The following is a 24,861-nucleotide window of genomic DNA, read 5'->3' as shown; positions in this document are numbered from 1 at the left end:
ATGGGCTCTTGGGATAGTTACAGCGAAAAGTTCCTAGCACTGTCACAGCGGGAAAAATGGCTATTGATGATTGGTGGTGCGGTAGGGTTGTTTTTCTTATTGCTGACGTTCATTGTTGAACCTGTCATCAAGACCAGTGATTCGCTGAAAAGCCGGATTCGAACCGATTCAAATCAAGCTATTGTTCTGAAAGGTGAAATTCAGAGCATGAAAAACAAGCTCCGTCAGGATCCGGATAAAGAACTGAATACAGAGCTAAAACAACTAATGGAAGAGAGCCAGAAATTATCTGAGGAACTCTCCAAAAAAATAGAGAGTTTGTTATCTCCTGAACAAATGGCTTACCTATTACAGAACGTACTAGCGGGCAGTAAGGGGTTAAAATTAGTTTCAATGGAGTCTCAGGCTGCTCGTCCTGTGCTTTCGGGTGAAGATGCCGGTATGGAAAACTACTATGTTCATCCTGTAAGAATAGAACTCACAGGAACCTATTTTCAGCTTAAGGATTACCTAAAATCTTTAGAAGCGATGGACGTAAAGTATTACTGGAGCAAGTTTCAGTATCAGGTTGAAGAGTATCCACAAGCCAGATTGATTCTGGAAGTGTATACATTAGGAACAAGACAGGAGTTTATTGGTGGTTAGAAAAGCGCTCGATTTGTCTTGTTTGATATTTCTTCTTTGTGGACTGAGGTTAACGGCTAGTGCAGCAGAGGATCCTACCGCTCCTTTGAACTGGACCAAGCCTAAAATTCATAACCAGGCTAAGGTAAAAAATAATTACCCACTTCCTTCACTGCAAAGCATCGTTTGTGAAGAGAGAAAAAGTAACTGCTACGCGATTGTGAACAACAAAGTTGTCAATCGTGGAGAAGTTATCAGTGGATATAGAATTAAAAACATTACTTCAGAAAAAGTAGATGTTACCCGGAGTGGTAAACAGTGGGAGCTAAATATGTTCCCTCTGGATATAAAGCAATAAAGGTTTCACAACAATGCATAAAGTTTTAACTGGTCTATTGATTTTTACATTGGTTGGTTGCTCGATGGGACACAGAGATCCTGTTGAAGCTAAGCAAGCTCTGAATGAAGCCGTAAATAATGCAAATAGTCGAGCTCTCGATGATTTACCGGCATCGGTGCAGGCTGATCTAATGCCGGATTTAGATGCAGGAAATGGCATTAACGACAGGTTACTAAAACGCTTTCGGGTTCAGGCGAAAGACGTTGATGCTCAACTGTTTTTCGCCAGTATTGTTAAGGATACTGAGTATAGTGCGGTTATCCATCCCAATGTATCAGGCAACATCACATTAAACCTTTCAGATGTCACTCTTGATGAGCTGCTTGATGTACTAAAAAACATGTACGGCTATGACGTTGTTAAATCGGGCAAAATCCTGCAGGTATTTCCGGCTGGTATCAGAACAGAAACCATCCCTGTGGATTATATCCAGTTCACTCGAAACGGTCGCTCGCTTACCTCAATCACTACTAGTACGGTAACGACTCGCGATGATAATAACAGCAATTCGTCGTCTAATAACTCCAACAGTTCGAGCTCATCTTCGAACAATAATAACAACCGCAACAACAATAATAACAATTCGTCGAATAACTCTACCACTACAGGCGGCACAACAATTGAGACTAATAGTGAGAGTGATTTCTGGAACCAACTTCAGACCTCAATGGCTTCACTGATTGGCTCTGGAGATGGCAGAAGCGTGGTTGTATCTCCTCAGGCGGGCTTGTTAATGGTGCGCGCTTATCCAGATGAGATTAGAGAAATAAAGCAATTCCTTAATGCTTCAAGTGAGCGCCTGCAACGTCAGGTTATTCTTGAGGCTAAGATTCTGGAAGTAACCTTGAGTGACGGTTATCAGCAGGGTATTAACTGGTCAAACATGACGTTCGGTGACAATGTTTCAATTGCCCGAACAGCGGTTTCTTCTACGCTTCCTGGAATGAATGAAATTGGGGAATTATTAGGCGGTCAAACCAATATCACCATTTCAGACGGTAGCTTTGAAGGCGTGCTTAGTTTTATGGGTACACAGGGTGATCTGAACATTCTTTCCAGTCCACGTATTACAGCGACCAACAACCAGAAAGCGGTGATTAAAGTTGGTACGGATGAGTATTTTGTGACCGGAGTGGAGTACAACTACGAAGAGGTTGGCGATACAGTTATCAGCAATCCTGAATATACCATGACGCCATTCTTCTCGGGCATATCTTTGGATGTTACACCGCAGATTGACGATAAAGGGAATGTACTGCTTCACGTGCACCCGGCCGTTATTGAAGTGACAGAGAAAAACTATGATTTCCTTGAGAACGCTCCTTTTGCCAGCAGTACGGTTCGCGAATCTGACTCGGTAATCAGAGCCAAAGATGGGGATGTGGTTGTTATTGGTGGTTTGATGAAGTCGAATACCAAAAATCAGGTATCTAAAGTACCTTTTCTGGGTGATATCCCAGGGCTTGGTAACCTATTCAGAAACATCAATAACTACACGGAAAAGACTGAGCTGGTCATTCTGCTTAAACCAACAGTTGTCGGAGTTCATACCTGGCAGCAGGAAGTTGAGCGTTCCAGAGATTTACTACAAGAATGGTTCCCTGACTCGGAGTAAAAATGTATCAGACATTTTTCAGCTTTACTCAGGCTCCGTTTAGCCTGACCCCCAATACAGGTTTGTTTCATGGCCTGCCTCCGCATTACGAGGCAATCCAGACTGTGCTTTCTGCGATTGATATGGGGGAAGGTGTCATAAAGGTTACTGGTGAGGTTGGAACGGGAAAGACCATGGTTTGCCGGATGCTGTTAAACGAGCTAAAGGATAAGGTGGAGCTGGTCTATCTACCCAATCCGGTTTTGTCGGCGGAAGAACTAAAACAAGCGATAGCAAAAGAGTTAAAGATTGAGGTCCAGGAAGGTGAAACCGTTGTCGATGCGATTCAGATGCGTTTGCTCGAGAATCACAAAGCCGGTAAATCTACAGTAGCTCTGATTGACGAAGCTCAGGCTTTAAGCGATGAAGCGCTTGAAACACTAAGGTTGTTTGGCAATTTCGAGACAGAAAATAGTAAGCTGCTTCAGTTGGTTATTCTTGGTCAGCCTGAACTTGATATCCGTTTACAGGCTAATCATCTTCGCCAGTTCAGACAACGCATCACCTTTAATGCTGGGCTTCGCTCGCTTACATTGGATGAAACGTATGCTTATATCAGCCACAGGATTCATGTTTGCGGTGCCAGAGACGATATCTTTAGCTCCGGTATCAAAAAATCGATCTGGAAGGCAAGCGGAGGCATCCCGAGGCTAATCAATCAGATATGCCATAAATCGCTGTTGCTGGCATTTAATGACAGAAGCGTTCAGGTAAATAACAAACACCTTTTCGATGCATTACAAGATACATATGATGCCCGAAAACCGAAGTATAAAACCCCTTACCTTTGGGGATGGAGTTAGCCATGAGTGTTATAAACAATGCACTTACCAATATAGCCAAGAAAGAAAATGGTGAGTCATCGACACTTAAGCGAGCAGAAATACCTCAGCAAAAACGCTCAGGGAAGTTGGCGTGGGCAATTGGTGGTTTTACATTAAGTTTGGCTTTGGGAGGCTGGGCTGTATCTACGCAGATAGAAGATTCCAATTCAGAGCGAGTGGCTTCTGCAAAAACTACGGTTGAAGTGGAACCATTACCTGTGCCTGAAGTGCCACTGACAGAGCAAAATGTGGTGCCAGAAAAAACGGCGACATCAAATAAAACAGTAGCACCAAAAAAACCAGTGGTAACGGAAAAAGTTGAGATTGAGTCTCCTACCACTAAACTTGCTCAGAATGCTGCTGTCCCTGTGTATGAAGTTGAAAAGCAAACTCAGAAACCGGCAGTTAAGAAAGCAGTTGTTAAAAAAGAAGAGCGTAAACCAGCTCCAGTAAGTAAAAAAACAGCAAAATCAGAAACGGCAGCAAAGCCTAAGCAGCCGAAAAAAGTAGTGGCTGCACCTGAGCCTGCTTCTGAGGTAGCTAAACCTAAGAAAGTTACTCAGGAAGAACCATTTGCTGTTGCACAGGTAGCCAGTAACCCAAAAACAATAGTGACAGAGCCGGGGTCGTTACAGGTAAAACAAGTAGAGCTGACACCAGAGCAGATATCTCAGAAAGCTGTTGAGCGTGCCAAACGTGCACTCGATAGCAACGATCTGGAGACGGCGATTAAAGAGTACGAAAAGGCACTTAAATACAAACCCTCGGATGACAACAGTCGAAGGAAGCTAGCTGCACTCTATTACGGCAAACAGAATGTCAGAAAATCTGTAGATGTATTACGACAGGGGATTCGTCTGGATGAGGATAATCAGTCGCTTCGGATAGCATTGAGTAAGATTCTGGTTCGGGAAGGGCAGCAAGAAGCCGCGTTAAGCCCGCTAATACATCTACCAGAATCGCCGACTATTGATTATTTATCTCTCAGGGCGGGGTTAGCACAACAGGCTAAGATCAACGATATTGCGCTGGAAACTTATCAACTGCTGGTAAACAAAGAGGGTGATAATGGTCGCTGGTGGCTTGGGTTAGCTATTCAACAAGAGAGGGCGTTGCAATATCAGGAAGCCATTTATTCATACACCCAGGCTCAGACAAGAGTTGGTGTTTCGAATAACACGCAAGCCTTTATACGTGATCGCTTATCGCTTCTGAATAATCTGGTAGGAAACAAGAATGCAAATTAAGCTAAAAAAACGTCTTGGTGACCTACTGGTTGAAGAAGGCATCATTACAGAAGAGCAGGTAGAGTCGGCCTTGCATGCTCAGAAGCAAACCGGACGCAAGCTCGGTGCTACTCTAATTCAGCTTGGCTTTCTTACCGAAGGACAAATGCTGGACTTTCTGTCTCAGCAGCTATCGCTCCCTCTTATCGATTTGGCTCTGGCAAATGTCGATATTGATGCGGTTCAGCTTCTTCCTGAAGTACATGCTCGCAGGCTACGTGCTCTGGTCATAAGCCGAAATGGAGATGTTGTCAGGGTTGCAATGAGTGACCCTGCTGACCTTAGTGCTCAGGAGACAGTATTAAGCCGTTTAGCCCAATATCAGGTTGAGTTTGTTATCGCTTCTGAAGGGCAACTGGTCGATAGCTTTGACCGCTATTACCGCCGTACAAAAGAGATCGCTTCATTTGCGGAGCAGTTGCAAGCAGAGCACCAGTCCTCAGAGACATTTGATTTTGGTATTACTGAAGAGGCCGATAGTGATGAGGTTACAGTTGTAAAACTGATTAACTCATTGTTTGAAGATGCGGTTCAGGTTGGCGCTTCAGATATCCATATTGAGCCGGATGCGAGTATTCTCCGGCTTCGTCAGCGTGTTGATGGTGTACTCCACGAGACCATACTTAATGAAGTGAACATTGCTTCTGCTCTGGTTTTGCGCCTTAAGTTAATGGCTAATCTGGATATTTCTGAAAAGCGCCTTCCGCAGGATGGTCGCTTCAATATCCGGGTAAAAGGTCAGTCTATCGATATTCGTATGTCGACAATGCCAGTTCAGCACGGTGAGTCGGTTGTAATGCGTTTGCTAAATCAGTCAGCGGGTGTAAGGAAACTAGAGGAATCTGGTTTGCCTGATGAGTTGTTAGTGCGTTTCAGAAGGCAGCTTCGACGCCCTCATGGGATGATTCTTGTTACGGGTCCTACTGGTTCTGGTAAAACCACAACGCTTTATGGCGCGTTGTCGGAACTTAACGAACCGTCTAAGAAGATCATTACAGCGGAAGATCCGGTTGAATATCGTCTATCACGAGTTAACCAGGTTCAGATTAACCCCAAAATTGACCTCGATTTCTCCACTGTTTTGAGAACATTCCTACGTCAGGATCCTGATATTATTCTAGTCGGTGAGATGCGAGATCAGGAAACGGTGGAAATCGGTTTGAGAGCCGCTCTTACTGGTCACCTTGTATTAAGTACCTTACATACCAATGATGCCGTTGATAGTGCGCTGCGGATGATGGATATGGGCGCTCCGGGTTATCTGGTGGCTAGTGCGGTTCGTGCGGTTTTAGCACAGCGTTTGGTTAGGAAAGTCTGTACCGATTGCTGTATACCGGATGAGTTTGATGGTGCTAAGAGAAGTTGGATTGAAAGCCGGTTCCCTAATCAGGTTAGTTCTAGCTTTACCAAAGGTAGAGGATGTCAGCGCTGTAACCTGACAGGGTATCGTGGTCGTATTGGTGTTTTTGAGTTCCTAGAGCTGGATGACAATATGATGGATGCACTGCGGGCAAATGATGCGGTTGGTTTTGCAACAAAAGCTCGTCAGGCAAAGGAATACAAACCACTGCTGGCTTCCGCTATGGAGCTGGCACTCCAGGGGGTTATCAGTATTGATGAGGTGATGACGCTTGGTGAGGGTGATTCGTCGGGTAACACCGATCCGATTTACCTGTAAGGAAGTAAGATGCCAAATTTTAAGTATCAGGGTAGAAGTTCAGATGGCAGTAAATCGGCAGGAGTAGTGGATGCTGCTACCGAAGAGTTGGCTGCAGAATCCCTGATCAATAAAGGAATTATACCTACGTCTATAATTCCGGTATCCCAAGCTGGGTCTGCGTTTGATTTTGATCTGGCAAGGTACCTTACACCCAGCATTCCTCTTGAAGCCCTGGTGATATTTTGCCGCCAGATGTACAGCCTGACAAAAGCTGGTGTGCCACTGCTGAGGGCGATAAAAGGTCTGACAGTAAACAGTACAAATAAGCATTTGAAGCAAGCACTTGAAGAGGTAGGTGCGGAGCTGACAAATGGCCGAAGCCTGTCTGCGTCAATGAAAATGCACTCTAAGGTTTTTAGCCCGCTGTTTGTTTCTATGGTCAATGTGGGGGAAAACACGGGTCGCCTGGATGAAGTACTGCTGCAGTTAAGTCAGTACTATGAGCAAGAGGTTGAAACCCGTAAACGTATTAAAACAGCAATGCGTTATCCAACATTTGTAATTACGTTTGTTGTTGGAGCTTTGTTTGTATTGAACATAATGGTGATCCCGCAGTTCGCCTCTATGTTTGGTCGTTTTGGTGTGGAACTACCCTTACCAACGCGAATTTTGATTACAACATCCGAATTTTTTGTGGCTTACTGGCCTTTTATGTTAGTAGCGATAGCAGCCAGTTTTATCGGATTTAAGGTTTGGATTGCCGGTGTGGCAGGCAGAGAGCAATGGGATAAGTTCCGGTTAAGAATGCCGATAGTTGGCGATATTGTTAATCGTGCCCAGTTAGGACGATTCTCCAGAACTTTTGCTTTGATGTTACGTTCTGGTGTTCCGTTAAACCAGTCGATAGCACTTTCTGCCGAGTCAATGGGCAACAAGTACCTCGAGCTTAGATTGCTAGAGATGAAAAGTGCGATTGAGGCGGGGGGAAGCGTTTCGGCAACGGCGATCAATTCGGGGATCTTTACGCCTCTGGTTATTCAGATGATTGCTGTCGGGGAAGAAACGGGTCGTATCGATGAGTTATTGATGGAAGTAGCAGACTTCTATGAACGCGAAGTGGATTATGACTTAAAAACGCTAACTGCGAGAATTGAACCTATTCTTCTTGTTATCGTAGCGAGTATGGTTCTTGTTCTAGCATTGGGTATCTTCCTGCCTATGTGGGGAATGCTGGATGTGATAAAGGGTTAAAATGAGTCTTAAGCCAAGATTTGCAGTATGGTTATTAGTTGTGTTGTTGCTGATCTTTGCTTTTCTCTTCTACTGGAACAAGGTTGAGCCTGAAGCGGAGTTAACGGCCTATTCCGTCGCAAAGCGAAGAATGCTGGACTGGGCAAATCATTATCGACAGGTTTGGATTGTACGTAAGTATCCTGAATCTTCGGTTATAGAAGATCAACAAGTTAACTTTAACCAATATGGCTGGGTGTTACCTGGAAGTGAGTCTCAGCCGGATTGCGGACAATGGTTCCGTTTACTGCATCCTGAACAGGATGTTTTGGGGTATCGCTATTTTGCCATAGAAGATGCATCTTTAGAAAACGGCTACCAGTGTCGATATATATTTACAGAACGAAGGAAAATTGTGGTCACACTTGAAGGTGAACAGTTTTCGGTAGAGATTAAGAGTTAAAGAAGCAGGCGCTTCGAAGTAAAAACAAAACGTTTAAGGTCAAATAGTATGAAAAAAACGTCAGGTTTCACATTAGTTGAACTGGTTGTTGTTATCGTAATAGTAGGACTGCTTGCTGTAGCTGCGTTACCAAAGTTTTTAGATGTTACGGATGAGGCAAAAAAAGCCAGTATAGAAGGTGTTGCGGGGGGCTTTGCTACTGCAGTTCTTTCTGCAAGGGCACAGTGGGAGGCTGAGGCAAGGCCAACGAATGTAAGTGGTGACAATTCTGTTGATTATGATGGAACTGACTTCTTGCTGACAAGCTCTTCGAACTCTGGTTTCAGGGATGGTTACCCTATAGCGTTGGATGATGGAACCGCTTCAGACTCCTCTGTAACTAGTACTGATTGCCGGGATTTAATGGATGAGCTATTGCAGAATCCACCTCAGGTGGAAGTATCGGGCAGTACAACAAGTGATACCAGTTATTCCGCTGAAGCAACTGGCAGTGGTGAATGTCAATATACCCAGTTAGAAGGAACAACGGGACACTACTTTACTTACGATATTACGACTGGAAGGGTAACGGTTTCGCTGCAGTAAAATTAGTAAAAATTTAGCTGATAAGTTTATTAAAATTATTGTTAAGACTTATTGCTAAATATATTCATCTTTTTATAATGAATTTCATTATAATTGCTGAATATACAAATAGTTAATTAATCGCCATCGGTGGTTGTGCATTCATATTCATAGAGTCAATAATTAAGAGAGTAACATTATGAGAAGACAAGGTGGTTTCACCCTTATTGAGCTGGTGGTAGTGATTGTTATCCTTGGTATTTTAGCGGTAACAGCTGCGCCGAGGTTTTTGAATTTGCAATCTGATGCTCGTGAAGCGTCATTGCAGGGATTAGTAGGTGCTATGCAAGGAGCGGCGGGAATTGTTTATGGTAAAGCTGCTATAGATGGTGTAGAAACTGATAGTGTAACAGCAAATAAGAGTGCTGGTGGTGTTACTACACATTATGGTTACCCTACTTCAGATGAAGATGGCATAGTAGCTGCGGTTACTGGTTTGGATGATACAGACCAATGGGTAGCGTACTCTGACGACGCAGACGCAGACGACACTGCTGGTACATTAGTAGCAACTTTTGCTGCGGATGACTTAGATGATGCTGACGATGTAATCGCTACCAATTGTTATGTTACTTATACTGCAGCCGAAGGAACTGATGCTGGTGAAGAAGCAACAGCGTCCGTAACGGAAACAAGCGGCTGTTAACATATTAAGATAGTTCGTCATCCCTGCGAAGGCAGGGATCTAAAGCTCTTATTTTCTAGATTCCCGCCAAAGCGTAAGGCTAGTGCGGGAATGAAGATACTTAGGTGTGTTGTCTACCTGAAGCCTGAAGTTAGTGTAGGGCAACTAGTCTTATTCTCTCACGATTGATGAGGTGTTCCGCCAGATGAAAGCTTCATACCGACAGTCTGGTTTCACACTAATCGAACTCGTAGTAGTGATAATTCTACTGGGAATTATTTCTACCTACGCCGCCAGCCGTTATATCGGTAAATCCAGCTTTTCTACCTTTGCTGCTCAAGAGCAAGCCATCTCTATTATCCGTCAGATTCAGCTTGGCAGAATGTATTCCAATGTTTCAGATGCAACAGCTGTATCAGAGAGTAATTATCGTTTAAGCGTCTCTTCAGATTGTTTGGGGTCGGTAAGCAGTTGTGCATCTGGCGCAAGTGATAGTAGTAATCGTTTAACGGTCGATGACGGTAACCTTTCATTCTCCTCGACACTATCTCCGGTCACCTTTGATCTATTAGGTAACCCTTTAAGTGCGGCTGGTGAGTTACTGAGTGCACCTGTGACAATCACTATCAGTAATGGCTCTGAATCTAACCGGGTGTGCATAAATCCACAAGGGTATGTTTATGGCTGCTAAGATAAGCCGGGGATTTACCCTGATTGAAAGCATTATCGCTATTGTAGTGATGGCGTTTGCCATGCTCTCACTGGTTACTTTCTTTTTCCCTCAGGTCGAGGATTCTGCACGGCCACACTATGAAGTCAGAGCATCAGCATTGGCACAAAGCCTGATGACCGAAGTGCTTTCAAAAGCGTTTGATGAGAATAGCGATCATGATGGCGGTGTTGAGCGCTGTGGAGAAGGCGCAAGAGTTTGTACGTTGGAAAGTAGCTTTGGTCCTGATGGTAGTGAGGTGACAAACGGTGCAGGCAGTTATAATGACGTAGATGACTATATTGGTTGCTGGATTACCAATAGTCACAGTACAACCTATTGCACCGAAAACCAGGCCGGAAACCTAAGTGATATCTTTGGTAATGATATATCCTCAGATTACGCCAATTTTACTGCGAATATTACGGTTGAATACGATGATGACAACGATTTAACCAACGGTATAAGTAACGTAATTAAGCGAATCCAGATCGTGATTACTGCGGGAAAATATGGCAATTACACCTTTTCTGCATACAGGGGGAACTACTGATGAACAGTCGTGGTTTTACTCTTGTTGAAATGGTGATGACCATTATTATCACCGGGATTATTGTGCTGGGGATTACGGGTTATATTGAGTTGGGCTTTCGCGGTTATACCGATACCATAGACAGGCAATATGTACAGAACCAGGCACGCTTTACTATAGAGAAAATGTCACGGGAAGTGCGTCATGGGGTTCCGAATAGCTTTGCATTATCCAGTGGCGATAAATGTCTCTCGTTTTATCCTATTAAGTACTCGGGCTTTTATACCCAGGATGAACTTAACGGTACAGTTCAGTTTATTGCAGACAATCAGGGAAACACAGTTACTTTCAGTGCGGGTGATAGAATAGTGATAAACCCGAGTCAGAGTGCAGATTTATCTGTCACTAGTGATGCTTCTTCATCGGTGGAAGACTGTGCTACCAGTTGTAGTGTTACCTCTGCTGGGGTGTATACCATTGACGATGACTTCCCTAGCTACTCTATTGCTAATCGACATTATATTTATAATTCGAATAACCAGGTTACCTACTGTGTTAGTTCTGGTGTGGTAACGCGTGAGCAAAATGGAACAACATTTACGGTTGCTGATAGCCTGGATGATACAGAGTCTAGTTTTGGTTATGAGCCCGCATCCCTGCAACGAGGCGGCTTAATTCATATGAGCTTAACTTTTACCAATGACGGTGAAGTGAGTAACTATAAACATGATGTGCAGGTGCTTAATGTTCCGTAGACTGATTTCGCCTAAGAAAAAACAGCGAGGAAACATGATTATAGTGGTCGTGTTTGTTCTGGTGGTGATGGGAATGTTGGCTGCCAATATGTCCAGAATTGGCTGGTCAAATCAGGATACGTTAACAAGAGAATATCTTGGTGCTCAGGCCTGGTTTTTGGCGCACTCAGGAAATGAATGGGCACTTACCACTCTGTTTCCTATCAATGAAACGGATTCAACAGCTGATTTAGCCAGTAGGTGTACAGCGATCAACGGACAAACAGGAATAGATGCGGCGACGGCTTTGGCTGCCGATATGCCTTGCGCTGCTCCAACGATAACTTGTACAGCGCCGTTGGATGATGGCTCAATTCCCGCAGAGCTTCAGTACTATAATGTAACGACAACAGCAGTTTGTGGTGATTCAACTATTTTTCAGGTTCAGCGAATGCAAGAAGTATGGGCGAAAGGGGTTAAATAATATGCCGTGGATTTATCTGATTCTCCCGTTAAGTTTGTTTTTTTCTTCATTGGCGTATTCAGATTGTTCTAAGTTAAATTTTAGCCAGAACTTCTCTATCAATTTTCAGGTAAAAGGCGGGAATAATGATCAGTATTTAATTCTGACTAAAAACAGCCAGCACTACGTTAATCTTTGGGCTGCGAAAAGTGATAACTCCTCTTTATTCGAGCCGTTTATTTTTGAAGAAACGCTTGTTGACGGAGTCACTTATGAAATCCTGCTCTACAATGAAAAATCAGCTAATTCAGACTTAATTACCTACAAAATAAGAACTATTGCTCCTGCTTACTCTGAGTGGGAAAGTGATTGGGCTGTAGCGTCATTTTCTGGCGAACATGATGCTACTGGAGATAATAACGATGGGTTGATAGACGACACGTTAACGTGTTCTGATGATGAGATAGAACCAGAAGAGCCTATTATTACCGATTTTTGCCCTTATTTTCCTCAACCGATTCAATCATGGGAAGACAGTGGAACATCGTTGCATGTGAGTAATTCAAAGGCGGGAACAGATGGGTATCACTTTGGAGGCTGGTCTCAGGAATATATTGACAACAACTTAAGTCAGGTCAATCACCCCGACTACCCTGGGAATACTACAATACTCAACAAGCTTGCTGTAGGGTTCGATAGCGTTACTGGCTGGGGTAACAATGATCCTAATTACCAGAGTTGTGACGTTGGTGGCTGTATTGCTGGAGCGGACAAGCTATTTTTTAAACCTCCAACTATCTCGCCCACTTTTCCAACGAGTGGAAGCTTGGATCTTTCGTTTAGTAATTTTGGTAATGGAGAATCAGGTGACTTACTTGTCTTATGTCCTGAAGATGATTCTGGTAGCTACTGTCGTTATGAAGGAAACGATACTGTTACAATAAAAAGTGATTTACAAAGCCTGACAGCACAAGGTCTCTCAAATCGAACGTTGAAACTCCGTTTTGAAGCTGGTTCAGGTCAATACGGACGGTTAATTGGAAGTTATCAAGCGACGGCGGATGTTAGCACTGAGTTCCTTAATACCGGAACCTATACCTTCAATACAATCACTTTTTCAAACCCTCAAAACTTGGTTACTTCAGGGAACATTGTTTGGCAAGTTAACAGTGGTATTACACTTAGTGGAGCGGTTACCCATACCACTCCTAGCGGCTCTGTACCGAATCCCAACAACTTTACTATTTACGCGCCTAATAATGGGGCGTATTTTACAGCCGGACCCGCACAACCACCACTATATGCTCATGTCTTGGTAGATACTATGACTAATCCGAGTTTTACGCTCCACGGTGCTTTAACCACAAACGGTTTAACGACTAATACTGGTACTGTGGTTGGGACAAGTGATTGCTTTAGTGCAGGTAATGAGGAAGATCTTTATCTAGAAATAACAGAAGAGAAAGAGTTTGCTCTGTTGTGTGAGAACCCTGAGTTTACCTTTACCGTTCGTGATGCTGGAAATAATAATGAAATCGATACTGATTATGCTGGCTCTATAGAAGTTACTCTACCTTCGGGTATATCTGTCGATTCGGTTGTAAAAGGCTCAGGTAGTAACGGTTCGTATACTCCGGTAGATGGCGAGTTAATATTAAGTCTTAGTGCGTCATCGTATGGTACTTATACTATTGAAGGTGAGTTAAGTACCGATTCGTCAAAAGATGACTCTAGTGAGCTTTATGTTGCGCCATATAAATTCGATTCGGATACTGTGTCTGCAATCGCTGGTAATGACACTGCTTTTTCGTTAACAGTTCTTGCCTGTAACGATGGCTCTGCGACCAAAGTTAGTGATTATGATGGTTCTAAGACACTGGCTCGAAGTGATATAACACTTGAACAGCCTACTAGCGCTCAAGGAGGGGTTACAGGGAATTTGACCGTAGCAGGAACCTCTTCCACTTCAATATCATTTGATTTTAACAATGGTGCGGCCTCTTCTAGCCTGAATTATGATGAATCTGGCGCCATCAGCTTTATCCTATCTGATTCTACATTTAGCTGCCCGACAGGCTTTGATTGTGAAACCGATGATGGTGAGAGTTGGGATTCGCTACAAGGCGTCGTGAATGTCAATGCCCGACCATGGACTTTTGCTATCTGTGAGCCTAATAGCCATTCGATGAATGGTACAGCTAGTAGTGGTGGCGGTTTTGTTGCTGCTGGCGAAAACTTCACTTTGAACGTGCTACCAATTCGTTATCAGGGGGAAGCACGTCTGGGGATATTCTTGTAGATGACAGTTACTGTGACTCTTCCTATGTAACAAAGAACTTTTTCAATAGCTACTCTCCAACCGCCACAATTAACCTCTTAGGGGGACTTAGTACACCATCCGGGGGCTTGGCTGGAGAGAGTGCACTCGTTACAGTCGGTTATGACAAAGTTAATACAGATCACAATAGTGAACAGTATCAATATACCAATCTTAGCTGGGATGAAGTTGGTAGTCTGGAAATCGGTGCAGATACGGTCGCTAACTATTTTGGAATGGATATTAACCGCGGATATCGTGAGGTCGGAAGGTTCTATCCAAATCACCTATCAGTAGAAGATCATAGCTGGACATACGCAAGCGGGCATGATGGCTTTGCCTATATGAGCCAACCGATAGAACACAGCTTTACTGTGGAAGCGATGAATGCCGGTGGTGAGCCTGTTGCCAACTATCGATTATTCTCCGATAGCCTGATTGTTGATATGAGGTACTACTCTGTTCAAGGGGTTACCGATTTAATTGGCCGGATAGATGGAACAGATCAAAATAACAACAGTATCAAAGCGACCTGGGGGGGAAGTTCCGACTGGGAGTTGGTAACGGATACCGATGGCACAGAGTTAGCACAGATGAACATCAACTCTTCAGACTTCACTTTTGTGAAAAACCCTGACGCTGGTGCCACCAATTATACAACGGTTCCCGACGGCCCATATGATTCTAGTAACTCTGAATTTGGAATAGAAATAACTGACAGAACTGAGGATGTTGTCTCTTTCAGTAGTGATAGGGTCAATCATGCGGATATATCTGTGTTTGGTAATCAACCTGATTTCCGATATGGAAGAATGAAGCTATCTGATGTTGGGGGCAATATTGACACCGAGATAACCGTTCCACTGACAACCGAATACTGGACGGCCGATGCTTTTATCACCAACCCAGATGATGATGGAAGTGAATTCGATGTCGACGATTATTGCCGTCAGACTATATGGCGTGATGAAACAGGAACATCTTCCGCAAGATTGAGTACTTCAGAAACTGAGATAGTCGATGAAGGAGCATTTGACTCGCTTGTTGCAACCCATGGTGGAGACAGTAGAGAACAAATACGGTTATGGCTTCGTCAGCAAAGCACTGAACCAGATGGCTTAAGCTCGTCAGATTGCTTTAGCTCTGGAAGTATTACCGAACAACCCTGGCTCCGTTATAACTGGCGTGGGGTAGGGGACGAAGATCCTTCCGCAGTTGTTGTTTTTGGTATCTATCGGGGCAATGACAGAATTATTTTCCGTGGCGAACCTAGGTTAACTGATAACTGAGGCATATCTATTCGCTTTTTAAGAAAACTTTAATAAAACCGCTTTCTGAAAGGATAATGAAAAAAAAGCGAGATTAAGCCCATGTTTATGCTTGAATGCCTTGCTGTAATGGCAAGGCATTGGTACATTTAGTGCAATTTTGTCTTCTAATATTATCCAATGAGCGAAGAGTATGTTTAAGAAACTTCGTGGCATGTTCTCAAATGACCTGTCAATCGACTTAGGTACAGCCAACACCCTTATTTATGTGAAAGGTCAGGGAATTGTCCTTGACGAACCATCTGTTGTAGCAATTAGCCAAAAACGAGCTGGTGGCCAGAAAAGCGTAGCTGCTGTTGGTCATGAAGCTAAGCAGATGCTGGGCCGTACTCCAGGCTCTATCTCAGCAATCCGTCCAATGAAAGATGGTGTAATTGCTGACTTTTATGTGACTGAAAAAATGCTTCAGCACTTTATCAAACAAGTGCATGACAATAGTGTTCTGAAACCAAGCCCACGCGTTCTCGTTTGTGTTCCATGCGGTTCAACGCAGGTAGAACGTCGTGCAATTAAAGAATCAGCACTAGGTGCTGGTGCTCGTGAGGTTTACCTCATTGATGAGCCAATGGCAGCGGCTATTGGTGCAGGCCTGCGTGTATCAGAGCCAACAGGCTCAATGGTGATCGATATCGGTGGTGGTACAACAGAAGTTGCTGTTATCTCACTAAACGATGTTGTTTACTCATCATCGGTTCGTATCGGTGGTGACCGTTTTGATGAAGCGATCATCAACTACGTTCGCCGTAACTACGGAAGCCTTATTGGTGAAGCGACAGCTGAAAAGATCAAACACGAGATCGGTTCTGCTTACCCTGGTGATGAAGTTGAAGAGATTGAAGTTCGCGGTCGTAACCTTGCTGAAGGTGTGCCACGCAGCTTTACTCTGAACTCAAATGAGATTCTTGAAGCACTTCAGGAGCCTCTGACTGGTATCGTTTCTGCAGTAATGGTTGCACTAGAACAGTGTCCACCAGAACTGGCAGCAGATATCTCCGAAAACGGTATGGTTCTGACTGGTGGTGGTGCACTACTAAAAGATCTGGATCGTCTGCTAATGGAAGAAACAGGCATTCCTGTTGTTATCGCTGAAGATCCTCTGACCTGTGTTGCGAGAGGCGGCGGTAAGGCTCTGGAAATGATCGACATGCACGGTGGTGATCTGTTCAGTGAAGAGTAATTCCATTCACAATCCAGTTTGGGGTGAAGAGGAATGAAACCAATATTCGGCCGGGGCCCTTCCCTCGAATTACGTCTGCTAATCTCAGTAGTCTTATCAGCCAGCCTTATGCTGGCTGATAGTCGTCTTGATGCTTTCCATAATGTTCGTTATGTGCTTAACAGTGCTGTGTCGCCTATTCAATACCTGGCAGACTTACCAAGAACCATGTTCGATGGTCTCTACCAAAGATTGAATGACAGGCAATCACTATTGGAAAGCAATAACGCAATGAAGCGTGAAATGTTGCGCCTGAAAAGTGATGTTTCTCTGCTGCAGCAATACAAAGAAGAAAATAAGCGGCTAAGAAAGCTACTTGGTTCTTCGTTTGTCAGAGACGAGAAGAAAGTCGTTACTGAAGTAATGGCGGTTGACTCTTCACCATATCGTCACCAGGTAGTTATTGATAAGGGGCACGTTGATGGTGTTTACATTGGTCAGCCTGTTATCAATGAGAGCGGTATTGTAGGTCAGGTGACGTTTGTTGCCGCACATAATGCTCGTGTTCTGTTGCTGGTGGACTCAAATAACTCAATACCTGTTCAGGTTGTTCGAAATGATATTCGGGTAATTGCTTCGGGCAACGGAGATATTGGCTCTATATACCTGGAACACATTCCGTTAAGTACAGATATACAGGTCGGCGATATGTTGATCTCTTCTGGCCTGGGAGGCATTTATCCAGAAGGGTATCCGGTTGGTTACGTTGAAGAAGTGAATAACGACAATAGTCGTCAGTTTGCATATATTAAGGCAAAGCCTGCAGTGCAGTTCGATCGACTAAGGTACCTTCTTCTGATTTGGCCTAACGGAGACAGACAAGAGCAAGTAATAGAGTCTCAGGACACTATTGAAAATCAACAGGTTGGAGCGTCTGGTGAAGAGTAATAGTTTAGGGGGCAGAGGTGTCATATGGGTGACCTTCCTGATCGCTCTCGTATTTCAGACAATCCCATGGCCGGGAGAAATGGATCTATTTCGTCCTTCATGGCTATTGTTGGTGACATTCTACTGGGTTTTGGCATTACCTCACCGAGTTAATGTTGGTACGGCATTTCTTCTGGGCTTGTTGTGGGACCTTTTATTAGGTTCAACCCTTGGTATTCGTGGCATTGTTATGTCCGTTGTCACTTACATTGTGGCGAGTAATTTTCTGGTACTGCGTAACATGGCGTTATGGCAGCAGGCCATTCTGGTGGGCTGTTTTACCATAGCAGCAAAACTTTTAGAGTTTGGTGGCGAATATCTTATTCAGGATGTGACCTTTAACCCGATGTCATACTGGGCTGGTTTAGTAAACTGTATCTTATGGCCTTGGTTATTCTTACTACTTAGAAGAGTTCGTCGTCACTGGCATATAAGGTAAAAGCATGTCAGACAAAGATAAGAATCGAGTACTTTATCTGGCTTCTGGTTCGCCAAGAAGAAAAGAGTTGTTAGCTCTTCTAGGGAATGAGTTCAGTATTGTAAAACCAGATATTCCTGAGTGTAAGCTGGAAGAAGAAACGCCTGAAGAGTATGTGAGAAGGCTTTCGTTAGAAAAAGCGCAAGCAGGAATTGAGCTGGTTTCTGAAGCTGATTGTGTCGTCATCGGTTCCGATACTATTGTGGTTCATGATGGACTGGTTTTAGAAAAACCAGAGAAGATAGAAGACTCGATTCGGATGCTCTCTTCTCTTTCAGGTAGTCAGCATCAGGTGATGACAGCAGTGACTGTCACAAATAGAAATAAAGCCAAGACATGCCTGGTTATTACAGACGTATGGTTCAGAGAAATAACAGAACAAGAAATCAGAGCCTACTGGGCGTCTGGTGAGCCATGCGACAAGGCTGGTAGTTATGGAATCCAGGGAATTGGCGGGCGTTTTGTCTCGAGAATAGAAGGAAGCTACCACGCGGTAGTCGGCCTGCCCTTAATGGAAACCGACCAGCTCTTGCACGAATTCATCTAGTTTAATGAGAGGCGCTCATGAGTGCAGAGTTATTGATAAACGTAACCCCGAGTGAAACTCGGGTTGCGATGATTGAAGGTGGGATCCTTAAAGAAGTTCACATTGAACGTGAAGCTCGCCGGGGAATTGTTGGTAACATTTATAAAGGACGCGTGTCTAGGGTTTTGCCCGGCATGCAGGCGGCCTTTGTTGATATCGGTCTGGAGAAGGCCGCTTTTCTGCACGCCTCTGATATTGTTCCTCATACAGAATGTGTCGCTGAAAACGAGAAACAACAGTTTCAGGTTCGAGATATTTCAGAGCTTGTTCGTCAAGGGCAAGACATTGTTGTTCAGGTAGTTAAAGATCCTTTGGGTACCAAAGGCGCTCGCCTGACTACTGATATTACCCTTCCATCCCGTTACCTGGTGTTTATGCCGGGGGCTAGCCATGTTGGTGTTTCTCAGCGAATTGATAGTGAAAAAGAGCGGGAAAGGCTGAAAAAGAACGTCGTTGATTACTGTGACGAGAATGGCGGCTTTATTATCCGGACTGCAGCAGAAGGTGCGGATGATGTCGAGCTGTCTCAGGATGCTCGCTATCTGAAAAGGCTGTGGCAAAAAGTTCAGGAACGAAGAGCCAAATACAAAACTCGCTCAACACTTTATGGTGAGCTAGGTCTAGCTCAGCGCATTCTGAGAGATTTTGTTGGTATCGAATTAAAAAGAATTCAGGTTGACTCGCGTTTGGCATTTGAGACCCTGAAAGAGTTCACTTCAGAGTTTGTACCGGAGCTAACAGACAAACTGGAGCTGTACGAAGGTGACAAGCCTATCTTTGATATGTTTGATGCTGAAAACGAGATTCAGCGCTCTCTGGACAGAAAAGTTGAGCTTAAATCTGGCGGTTATCTGATCATCGATCAGACAGAAGCGATGACCACCATTGATATTAATACCGGTGCATTTGTCGGCCGTCGCAATCTCGAAGAAACCATATTTAATACCAATGTTGAAGCAACGCAGGCAATTGCGAGCCAGCTCCGTCTGAGAAATCTGGGCGGTATTATTATTATCGACTTTATCGATATGGCGTCGGAAGATCATCGCAGCCGTGTGCTTGCTTCTCTGGAGCAAGCGTTAGCGGCAGATAGGGTGAAAACCAATATCAACGGCTTTACCCAGCTAGGCTTGGTTGAAATGACCCGCAAAAGAACCCGTGAAAGTATTGAACATGTTCTATGTAATGAGTGTCCAACTTGTGAAGGCCGGGGAACAGTAAAAACCGTGGAGTCTGTCTGTTATGAGATTCTTCGAGAGATTACCCGTGTAAACCGAGCCTACGATGCTGATAAGTTCGTTGTGTATGCTTCCCCATTTGTGGCGGAAACGCTGGAAGGTGAAGAGTCACATGCACTGGCAGAACTGGAAGTGTTTATTGGTAAGCAAGTTAAGATTCAGGCTGAACCTCTGTATATGCAGGAACAGTTTGACGTCGTCATGATGTAATGGAGCCTTTGTGGCCAACTGGATGACTCGCCTCGGGCGATTTGTATTGTGGATAATTGTAATGTCATTGGTCGCCCTTGCCATTGCAGTTACCGCATTGCGTGTCGCACTGCCTCGTCTAGATTCTTTTCAGGATGAAATTCAGTCCTGGGTTAATACCCAAACGGGTATCCCCTTTAAAGTTAGTAGTGTAAAAGGCTATTGGCGCAATACTCACCCATCGCTTGCCCTGCAGAACCTAGAAGCAGAATTTGAAGGTGAGAGTGAAATTTCCTTTTCCGTTAATGAGGTTCAGCTAGAAATCGATTTAATCGAATCTATTCGTACCCTCAGACCACAAATTGCAGTGCTGACCGGTCACGGGCTTGAGCTGGATATCAGTAAATACAATTTGCTAGGTAATTCGGAATCGGCTCCGGAGACGCAAGCCGACTCTACAGATACTAAGCCCATCATTGATCAGATAGAAAAGCTACTGTTTCGGCAACTGCGAGACTTTAATCTGGTTGATTCTCATATCCGATATCAGTCCTTCACTGGAGAAATTCGCAAGCTGGATATAGAAAATCTGGTTTGGAGTAATTCAAAAAATCGTCATCGGCTTGATGGTGTTGTAAGTATCACGGATAGCCATATTAATAGCCTTTCGGTTGTTGCTGATTTTTACGACCACGGTTCGATCTACGATATTTCCGGTGATTTCTATGCTGAAGCTGAGCAAATCAGAGTTGTTCCCTGGCTAACGAAATACCTGAAAAACGAAACTGGTATTAGCAGTGGTAACGTGAGTTTCAGGAGTTGGCTGACTCTTGAGCATAATAATCCGGTCGATGCGTATGTTGAGCTGTTACCTTCGGAGCTTAATTGGGCTCAGGAGCAAAACAAACACACTCTATTTCTGGAGGAAGGGGTTTTCAGGTTAACACCTTCAGATACAGAGTATGGCTGGAAGGTAAGTGGTCACTCGCTTCTGGCGAGAACTGATGATGAACCATGGCCCGAGTTTGATGTGGCTTTTGAGTGGGAAAAAGATAACTGGTTACTCAATATATCTCAATTGGACATCAGTTCGCTGTTACCTCTGGTGCATTTAGCTCCAGACTCAGAAGCGGCTTCAGAATGGATCAACAAATTAGGCCCAAGCGGTTTGATAGAAGATATCCGGGTTTCTAACAGTATTGCTAATGGCGATCTGTTGTATTCGGCATCTCTGAACCGAGGGGGAATGAAGCAATGGTACCTTCTACCTGAAGTGCATGAGCTGTCTGCAACAATTTCCGGCAATAAGGATAAGCTTCAGGCAAATCTGAATCTAATCGACGATATTTTACCATTCGGCGATGTGTTCCAGGCACCTATGGCGATTAAACAAGGCGCTGTCGATATTGTCTGGGAGCGTGATGAAGATGGCTGGAAGTTGTGGTCTGACAGGGTGACGGTTGCCACTCCTGATATACAGGCTGTCGGTGAGTTTCGGCTAGATTTCCCTATTGGCGCTTCTCCCTTCTTGTCAATTTATGCTGAGGCTGATGTATACAATGCTGGTCAAACATGGCGCTATTTACCGACACTAGCATTAGGACAGGATTTAACGGACTATCTATCAGCAGCTATTCAGGGTGGTAAGGCCAAAACCGCTCAAATTCTCTGGCATGGTGAGGTCAACGATTTTCCATACGAAAAGAATGAAGGTGTATTTCAGGCAAAAGTTGGCCTGAGAGACGCACGTTTTAGTTTCCTTACCAGCTGGCCAACGATTGAAGACTTAAAATTGGATCTGCTATTTGAAAATGAATCCATGTATTTAAGCTCTAATCAAGCAACCCTGATGAATGTAAAAGCTGACAAAATAACAGGGCGAATTCCACACCTTGGGCCGAGTGGTCATATCGAAATTGAAGCATCTGCATCAGCAAAGGGTAACGCTGTCCGCGACTATATGATGGCTACACCATTAGTGGATTCAGTTGGTGCAGCTCTGACCGCGGTTCAGGTAAAAGGCGATGTTCATTCAGAATTCCAGTTGCACATCCCATTCTCATCAGATAAAGAAACCCGAGCCTGGGGTTATGCGGACCTAAATAAAAATATCATTGATATTAAGACGCCCGCGATGAAGCTAAGCGAGGCGACTGGCAGGATTCGTTTCGATAACGATGCTGTAAGCACATCCGGCCTTTCTGCTGTGCTGCTTGACCAGCCTATTTCTGTAGATTTCAAGGGAGAGAACCAGAACAGGGGTTACGGTGTCGATATCGAATTAGTTGGAGACTGGGATGCTAAACCGCTGGCACCGTATTTGGGTAAGCAGTGGCTTGATCCTATTGGTGGACATGCGCTTTGGGCAATGGACATTGATCTTCAACTTGATGATGTCGGGTTCACTTACCAGATAGACACCAGGGCGAATCTAGAGTTCTTGTCCAGCCAGTATCCTAATCCTTTATCAAAAGCGCTAGGCGAAAAATGGACGGCCAGTATGCAGGCTTCTGGTAATCAGGAAAGCATTTCTGCAAGGCTACAGTTACCCAATGCTAAGTACCAGACAGAAATCGATATAACAGGAAATCGCCCTGTTCTAGATGCCACTTACCTGTTACTTGGAAAAGGCAGCTTTAAGGTGAGTCCGGTAGTGGGGCATCAGCTGATGGTAAGAACAGATGAGCTGAACCTGGATCAGTGGTTTTCATTTCTAAATCAGGCTAACGGGGTTGAGAGTAGCGCTGTTCTGAGCCAGATGAACACGCCTGAGCTACCATCTCCTGAACGTGTAAACATTGCAGTAGATAGTTTGAAGCTCGCTTCAATTGACTGGAATAGTGTGAACTTTTCAGCCAGAAAGAAAGGAGTCTCCTGGCTGATGGATATAAATAGTTCTGAAGTAGAAGGTAAGGCCACTTATCTTGAACCTTATGACTTGAGCGTAGCGTTAAATCGACTCCATATCTTTATTCCTGGATTAGATGATAAGTCCCCAGACAGACCAATCATGGAAGCTGATAGTGCTCAGCCTTTGATTTCTGAATTTGATCGAGCCTTCCATCAACAGATGCCAAACTTAACGTTAACCATCGATGACTTCTGGCTTCAGGGATATAAGGTCGGCCAGGCGAATATGGATCTGCAGAGGAAGAAAGACAGGCTGGTTTGGAATAATCTTGAATTCAACAGCGGCAGCAACCAGGTAAAGATCAAAGGTTGGTGGGAACTTACTGAGGATACGAGCAAAACAGATCTAACCTTATTTGTTCAAGGTGATGATAATACCGAGCTTATGGAGAGGTTTGGTATTAGTTCTGGCATTCAGAGAGCACCATTTGAGTTATCTAGCAACGTGAACTGGCAAGGCTCTCCCTGGGCGGCACAGATTGACACTATGAATGGCGATGTCAGTACCAGGTTCGGTAAAGGAATAATCAGTGATGTGAGTGGAGCGGCTAAGCTATTGGGCTTATTTAGTCTTGATTCCATCATTCGCCGAATGCAGCTAGACTTTACAGATGTATTCGACAAAGGGTTAGCGTTTAACTCAATTACCGGTACAGGTAAGATTGACGCTGGTGTCTTTAAGACTGATGATATTGAGATGGATGCCATTGCCGGGAACATGACAATCAAAGGCATTGCTGACTTGAATCAACAGACCGTTGATGCAAAAGTGGAATTTATTCCTGATCTGACTTCCGGTATTCCTGTTTTAACGGCTTTTGCGGTAACACCACAGACCGCCGTGCTGGTCTTCGCGATTTCTACGGTATTGTCACCAGTGGTTGACGTATTTACTAAAGTTCAGTACGAAGTAAAAGGTCCCCTGGACTCTCCGGTTGTTAAAGAGGTTTCCAGATTGACGGGTGAGTACAAAGTACCTGACTCGATGAAAAAAAGAGAAATTAGGGAGGGAGCCCTATGAGTAAAGTCGGAATTATTCAGATGACTTCGGGGCCTGACCCCAAGGACAACCTTGCCTATATTGATAAACAGCTCGATGTGCTTTCTAAGTCGGGTGTTAAGTTAGTACTCACTCCTGAGAACTCTATCGTTTTTGGAAACAAAATTGACTACCATAAGCATGCTGAAATTTTCGGTGAGGGAGTCATCCAACGCTCTTTATCTCAACTGGCAAAAAAGTATCAGCTCTGGTTAGTTATAGGAAGTATGCCAATTCGTCAGGAGCAAAGAGTCACCACGACTACACTGGTTTACAGTCCGGACGGTGAGCTCGTCGATTATTACGATAAGCTGCATATGTTTGATGTAGATGTGGCGGATAATCATTCAAGGTATCGTGAGTCCGAAACATTTGCCGCTGGGAATCGTCTTTCGCTGGTAGACACTGATATTGGCCGGGTAGGACTATCTATTTGCTATGATGTCCGTTTTCCACATATGTACTCTGAGCTACGTAAACAGGGAGCCAATGTTATTCTGGTTCCTGCTGCTTTTACCGCGACTACAGGAAAAGCACATTGGGAAACCCTACTAAGATCAAGAGCGATAGAAACCCAATGCTGGATTATTGCCAGCGGACAAGGTGGTGTTCACCCATGCAATAGAGAAACCTGGGGGCATTCGATGATTATCGACCCGTGGGGAAATGTAGTAATGAAACTTGATCAGAAGTCAGGAGTTCTCGTAGCTGACATTGATCACAATATAACAAAGACTGTTCGTGCCAATATGCCATTAGCAGAGCACGCTCGTTTCACCTCAATTCTAAAAAGTTAATAAGGTAT

23 protein-coding genes are annotated in these 24,861 nt (G+C 44.2%); all 23 read left to right on the top strand.

Features of this window, described 5'->3' with window-relative positions:
- The 23 genes from pilO (at nucleotide 1) to P7F88_RS01200 (ending at nucleotide 24,853) form a co-directional block, all read left to right on the top strand.
- On the top strand, nucleotides 1-645 hold the full coding sequence (pilO, locus tag P7F88_RS01310; protein ID WP_277821561.1) for a type 4a pilus biogenesis protein PilO: 645 nt from the start codon (nucleotides 1-3) through the stop codon (nucleotides 643-645).
- Nucleotides 638-982, top strand: a complete 345-nt coding sequence (locus P7F88_RS01305) for an MSHA biogenesis protein MshK (RefSeq protein ID WP_277821560.1) — start codon at nucleotides 638-640, stop codon at nucleotides 980-982. Before pilO ends, P7F88_RS01305 begins: the two co-directional genes overlap by 8 nt.
- A gap of 13 nt (nucleotides 983-995) precedes the next feature.
- The gene (mshL, locus tag P7F88_RS01300) at nucleotides 996-2,639 is read left to right on the top strand and encodes a pilus (MSHA type) biogenesis protein MshL (RefSeq protein WP_277821559.1); all 1,644 of its coding nucleotides are present in this window, start codon (nucleotides 996-998) and stop codon (nucleotides 2,637-2,639) included.
- Between the two features lie 2 nt (nucleotides 2,640-2,641).
- Nucleotides 2,642-3,481 (top strand): ExeA family protein, encoded by an 840-nt coding sequence (locus P7F88_RS01295; protein ID WP_277821558.1) that lies wholly within the window; start codon nucleotides 2,642-2,644, stop codon nucleotides 3,479-3,481.
- 2 nt (nucleotides 3,482-3,483) lie between these two features.
- Nucleotides 3,484-4,749, top strand: a complete 1,266-nt coding sequence (locus P7F88_RS01290; RefSeq protein ID WP_277821557.1) for a tetratricopeptide repeat protein — start codon at nucleotides 3,484-3,486, stop codon at nucleotides 4,747-4,749.
- Nucleotides 4,739-6,466, top strand: coding sequence for a GspE/PulE family protein (locus tag P7F88_RS01285; protein ID WP_277821556.1), 1,728 nt, complete (start codon nucleotides 4,739-4,741; stop codon nucleotides 6,464-6,466). Before P7F88_RS01290 ends, P7F88_RS01285 begins: the two co-directional genes overlap by 11 nt.
- Nucleotides 6,467-6,475: 9 nt before the next feature.
- On the top strand, nucleotides 6,476-7,699 hold the full coding sequence (locus P7F88_RS01280; RefSeq protein WP_277821555.1) for a type II secretion system F family protein: 1,224 nt from the start codon (nucleotides 6,476-6,478) through the stop codon (nucleotides 7,697-7,699).
- A 1-nt stretch (nucleotide 7,700) separates the two neighbouring features.
- Nucleotides 7,701-8,141 carry a hypothetical protein gene (locus tag P7F88_RS01275; protein WP_277821554.1) on the top strand — a complete coding sequence of 147 codons (441 nt, stop codon included), beginning with the start codon at nucleotides 7,701-7,703 and terminating at the stop codon, nucleotides 8,139-8,141.
- A 48-nt stretch (nucleotides 8,142-8,189) separates the two neighbouring features.
- A complete protein-coding gene (locus P7F88_RS01270) occupies nucleotides 8,190-8,726 on the top strand; it encodes a prepilin-type N-terminal cleavage/methylation domain-containing protein (RefSeq protein WP_277821553.1) in 537 nt (178 codons plus the stop codon).
- A gap of 178 nt (nucleotides 8,727-8,904) precedes the next feature.
- On the top strand, nucleotides 8,905-9,411 hold the full coding sequence (locus tag P7F88_RS01265; protein WP_277821552.1) for a type II secretion system protein: 507 nt from the start codon (nucleotides 8,905-8,907) through the stop codon (nucleotides 9,409-9,411).
- A 184-nt stretch (nucleotides 9,412-9,595) separates the two neighbouring features.
- Nucleotides 9,596-10,081 carry a type II secretion system protein gene (locus tag P7F88_RS01260; protein WP_277821551.1) on the top strand — a complete coding sequence of 162 codons (486 nt, stop codon included), beginning with the start codon at nucleotides 9,596-9,598 and terminating at the stop codon, nucleotides 10,079-10,081.
- Nucleotides 10,071-10,652 (top strand): type II secretion system protein, encoded by a 582-nt coding sequence (locus P7F88_RS01255; RefSeq protein ID WP_277821550.1) that lies wholly within the window; start codon nucleotides 10,071-10,073, stop codon nucleotides 10,650-10,652. The genes P7F88_RS01260 and P7F88_RS01255 overlap by 11 nt, the downstream gene beginning before the upstream one ends.
- The gene (locus tag P7F88_RS01250) at nucleotides 10,652-11,386 is read left to right on the top strand and encodes a PilW family protein (RefSeq protein ID WP_277821549.1); all 735 of its coding nucleotides are present in this window, start codon (nucleotides 10,652-10,654) and stop codon (nucleotides 11,384-11,386) included. The genes P7F88_RS01255 and P7F88_RS01250 overlap by 1 nt, the downstream gene beginning before the upstream one ends.
- A 34-nt stretch (nucleotides 11,387-11,420) precedes the next feature.
- Nucleotides 11,421-11,849 carry a hypothetical protein gene (locus tag P7F88_RS01245; protein WP_277821548.1) on the top strand — a complete coding sequence of 143 codons (429 nt, stop codon included), beginning with the start codon at nucleotides 11,421-11,423 and terminating at the stop codon, nucleotides 11,847-11,849.
- 1 nt (nucleotide 11,850) lies between these two features.
- A complete protein-coding gene (locus P7F88_RS01240; RefSeq protein WP_277821547.1) occupies nucleotides 11,851-14,127 on the top strand; it encodes a DUF6701 domain-containing protein in 2,277 nt (758 codons plus the stop codon).
- Nucleotides 14,118-15,434 (top strand): DUF6701 domain-containing protein, encoded by a 1,317-nt coding sequence (locus P7F88_RS01235; protein WP_338405518.1) that lies wholly within the window; start codon nucleotides 14,118-14,120, stop codon nucleotides 15,432-15,434. The genes P7F88_RS01240 and P7F88_RS01235 overlap by 10 nt, the downstream gene beginning before the upstream one ends.
- A gap of 172 nt (nucleotides 15,435-15,606) precedes the next feature.
- On the top strand, nucleotides 15,607-16,650 hold the full coding sequence (locus P7F88_RS01230; RefSeq protein WP_277821545.1) for a rod shape-determining protein: 1,044 nt from the start codon (nucleotides 15,607-15,609) through the stop codon (nucleotides 16,648-16,650).
- A 33-nt stretch (nucleotides 16,651-16,683) separates the two neighbouring features.
- A complete protein-coding gene (gene mreC, locus P7F88_RS01225) occupies nucleotides 16,684-17,577 on the top strand; it encodes a rod shape-determining protein MreC (RefSeq protein WP_277821544.1) in 894 nt (297 codons plus the stop codon).
- Nucleotides 17,567-18,055, top strand: a complete 489-nt coding sequence (mreD, locus tag P7F88_RS01220; RefSeq protein ID WP_277821543.1) for a rod shape-determining protein MreD — start codon at nucleotides 17,567-17,569, stop codon at nucleotides 18,053-18,055. The genes mreC and mreD overlap by 11 nt, the downstream gene beginning before the upstream one ends.
- A gap of 4 nt (nucleotides 18,056-18,059) precedes the next feature.
- Nucleotides 18,060-18,641, top strand: a complete 582-nt coding sequence (locus P7F88_RS01215; RefSeq protein ID WP_277821542.1) for a Maf family protein — start codon at nucleotides 18,060-18,062, stop codon at nucleotides 18,639-18,641.
- A gap of 17 nt (nucleotides 18,642-18,658) precedes the next feature.
- A complete protein-coding gene (gene rng, locus P7F88_RS01210; RefSeq protein WP_277821541.1) occupies nucleotides 18,659-20,128 on the top strand; it encodes a ribonuclease G in 1,470 nt (489 codons plus the stop codon).
- Nucleotides 20,129-20,150: 22 nt separating this feature from the next.
- A complete protein-coding gene (locus P7F88_RS01205) occupies nucleotides 20,151-24,038 on the top strand; it encodes a YhdP family protein (RefSeq protein WP_277821575.1) in 3,888 nt (1,295 codons plus the stop codon).
- A complete protein-coding gene (locus tag P7F88_RS01200; protein WP_277821540.1) occupies nucleotides 24,035-24,853 on the top strand; it encodes a carbon-nitrogen hydrolase family protein in 819 nt (272 codons plus the stop codon). Before P7F88_RS01205 ends, P7F88_RS01200 begins: the two co-directional genes overlap by 4 nt.
- Nucleotides 24,854-24,861: the final 8 nt, after the last annotated feature.

Origin of the sequence: Vibrio hannami (genome assembly GCF_029589055.1) — a bacterium.
Lineage (GTDB): Bacteria > Pseudomonadota > Gammaproteobacteria > Enterobacterales > Vibrionaceae > Vibrio > Vibrio hannami.
Note: the sequence above shows the minus strand (reverse complement) of the source record. Positions and strands in the feature narration are given on the sequence as shown.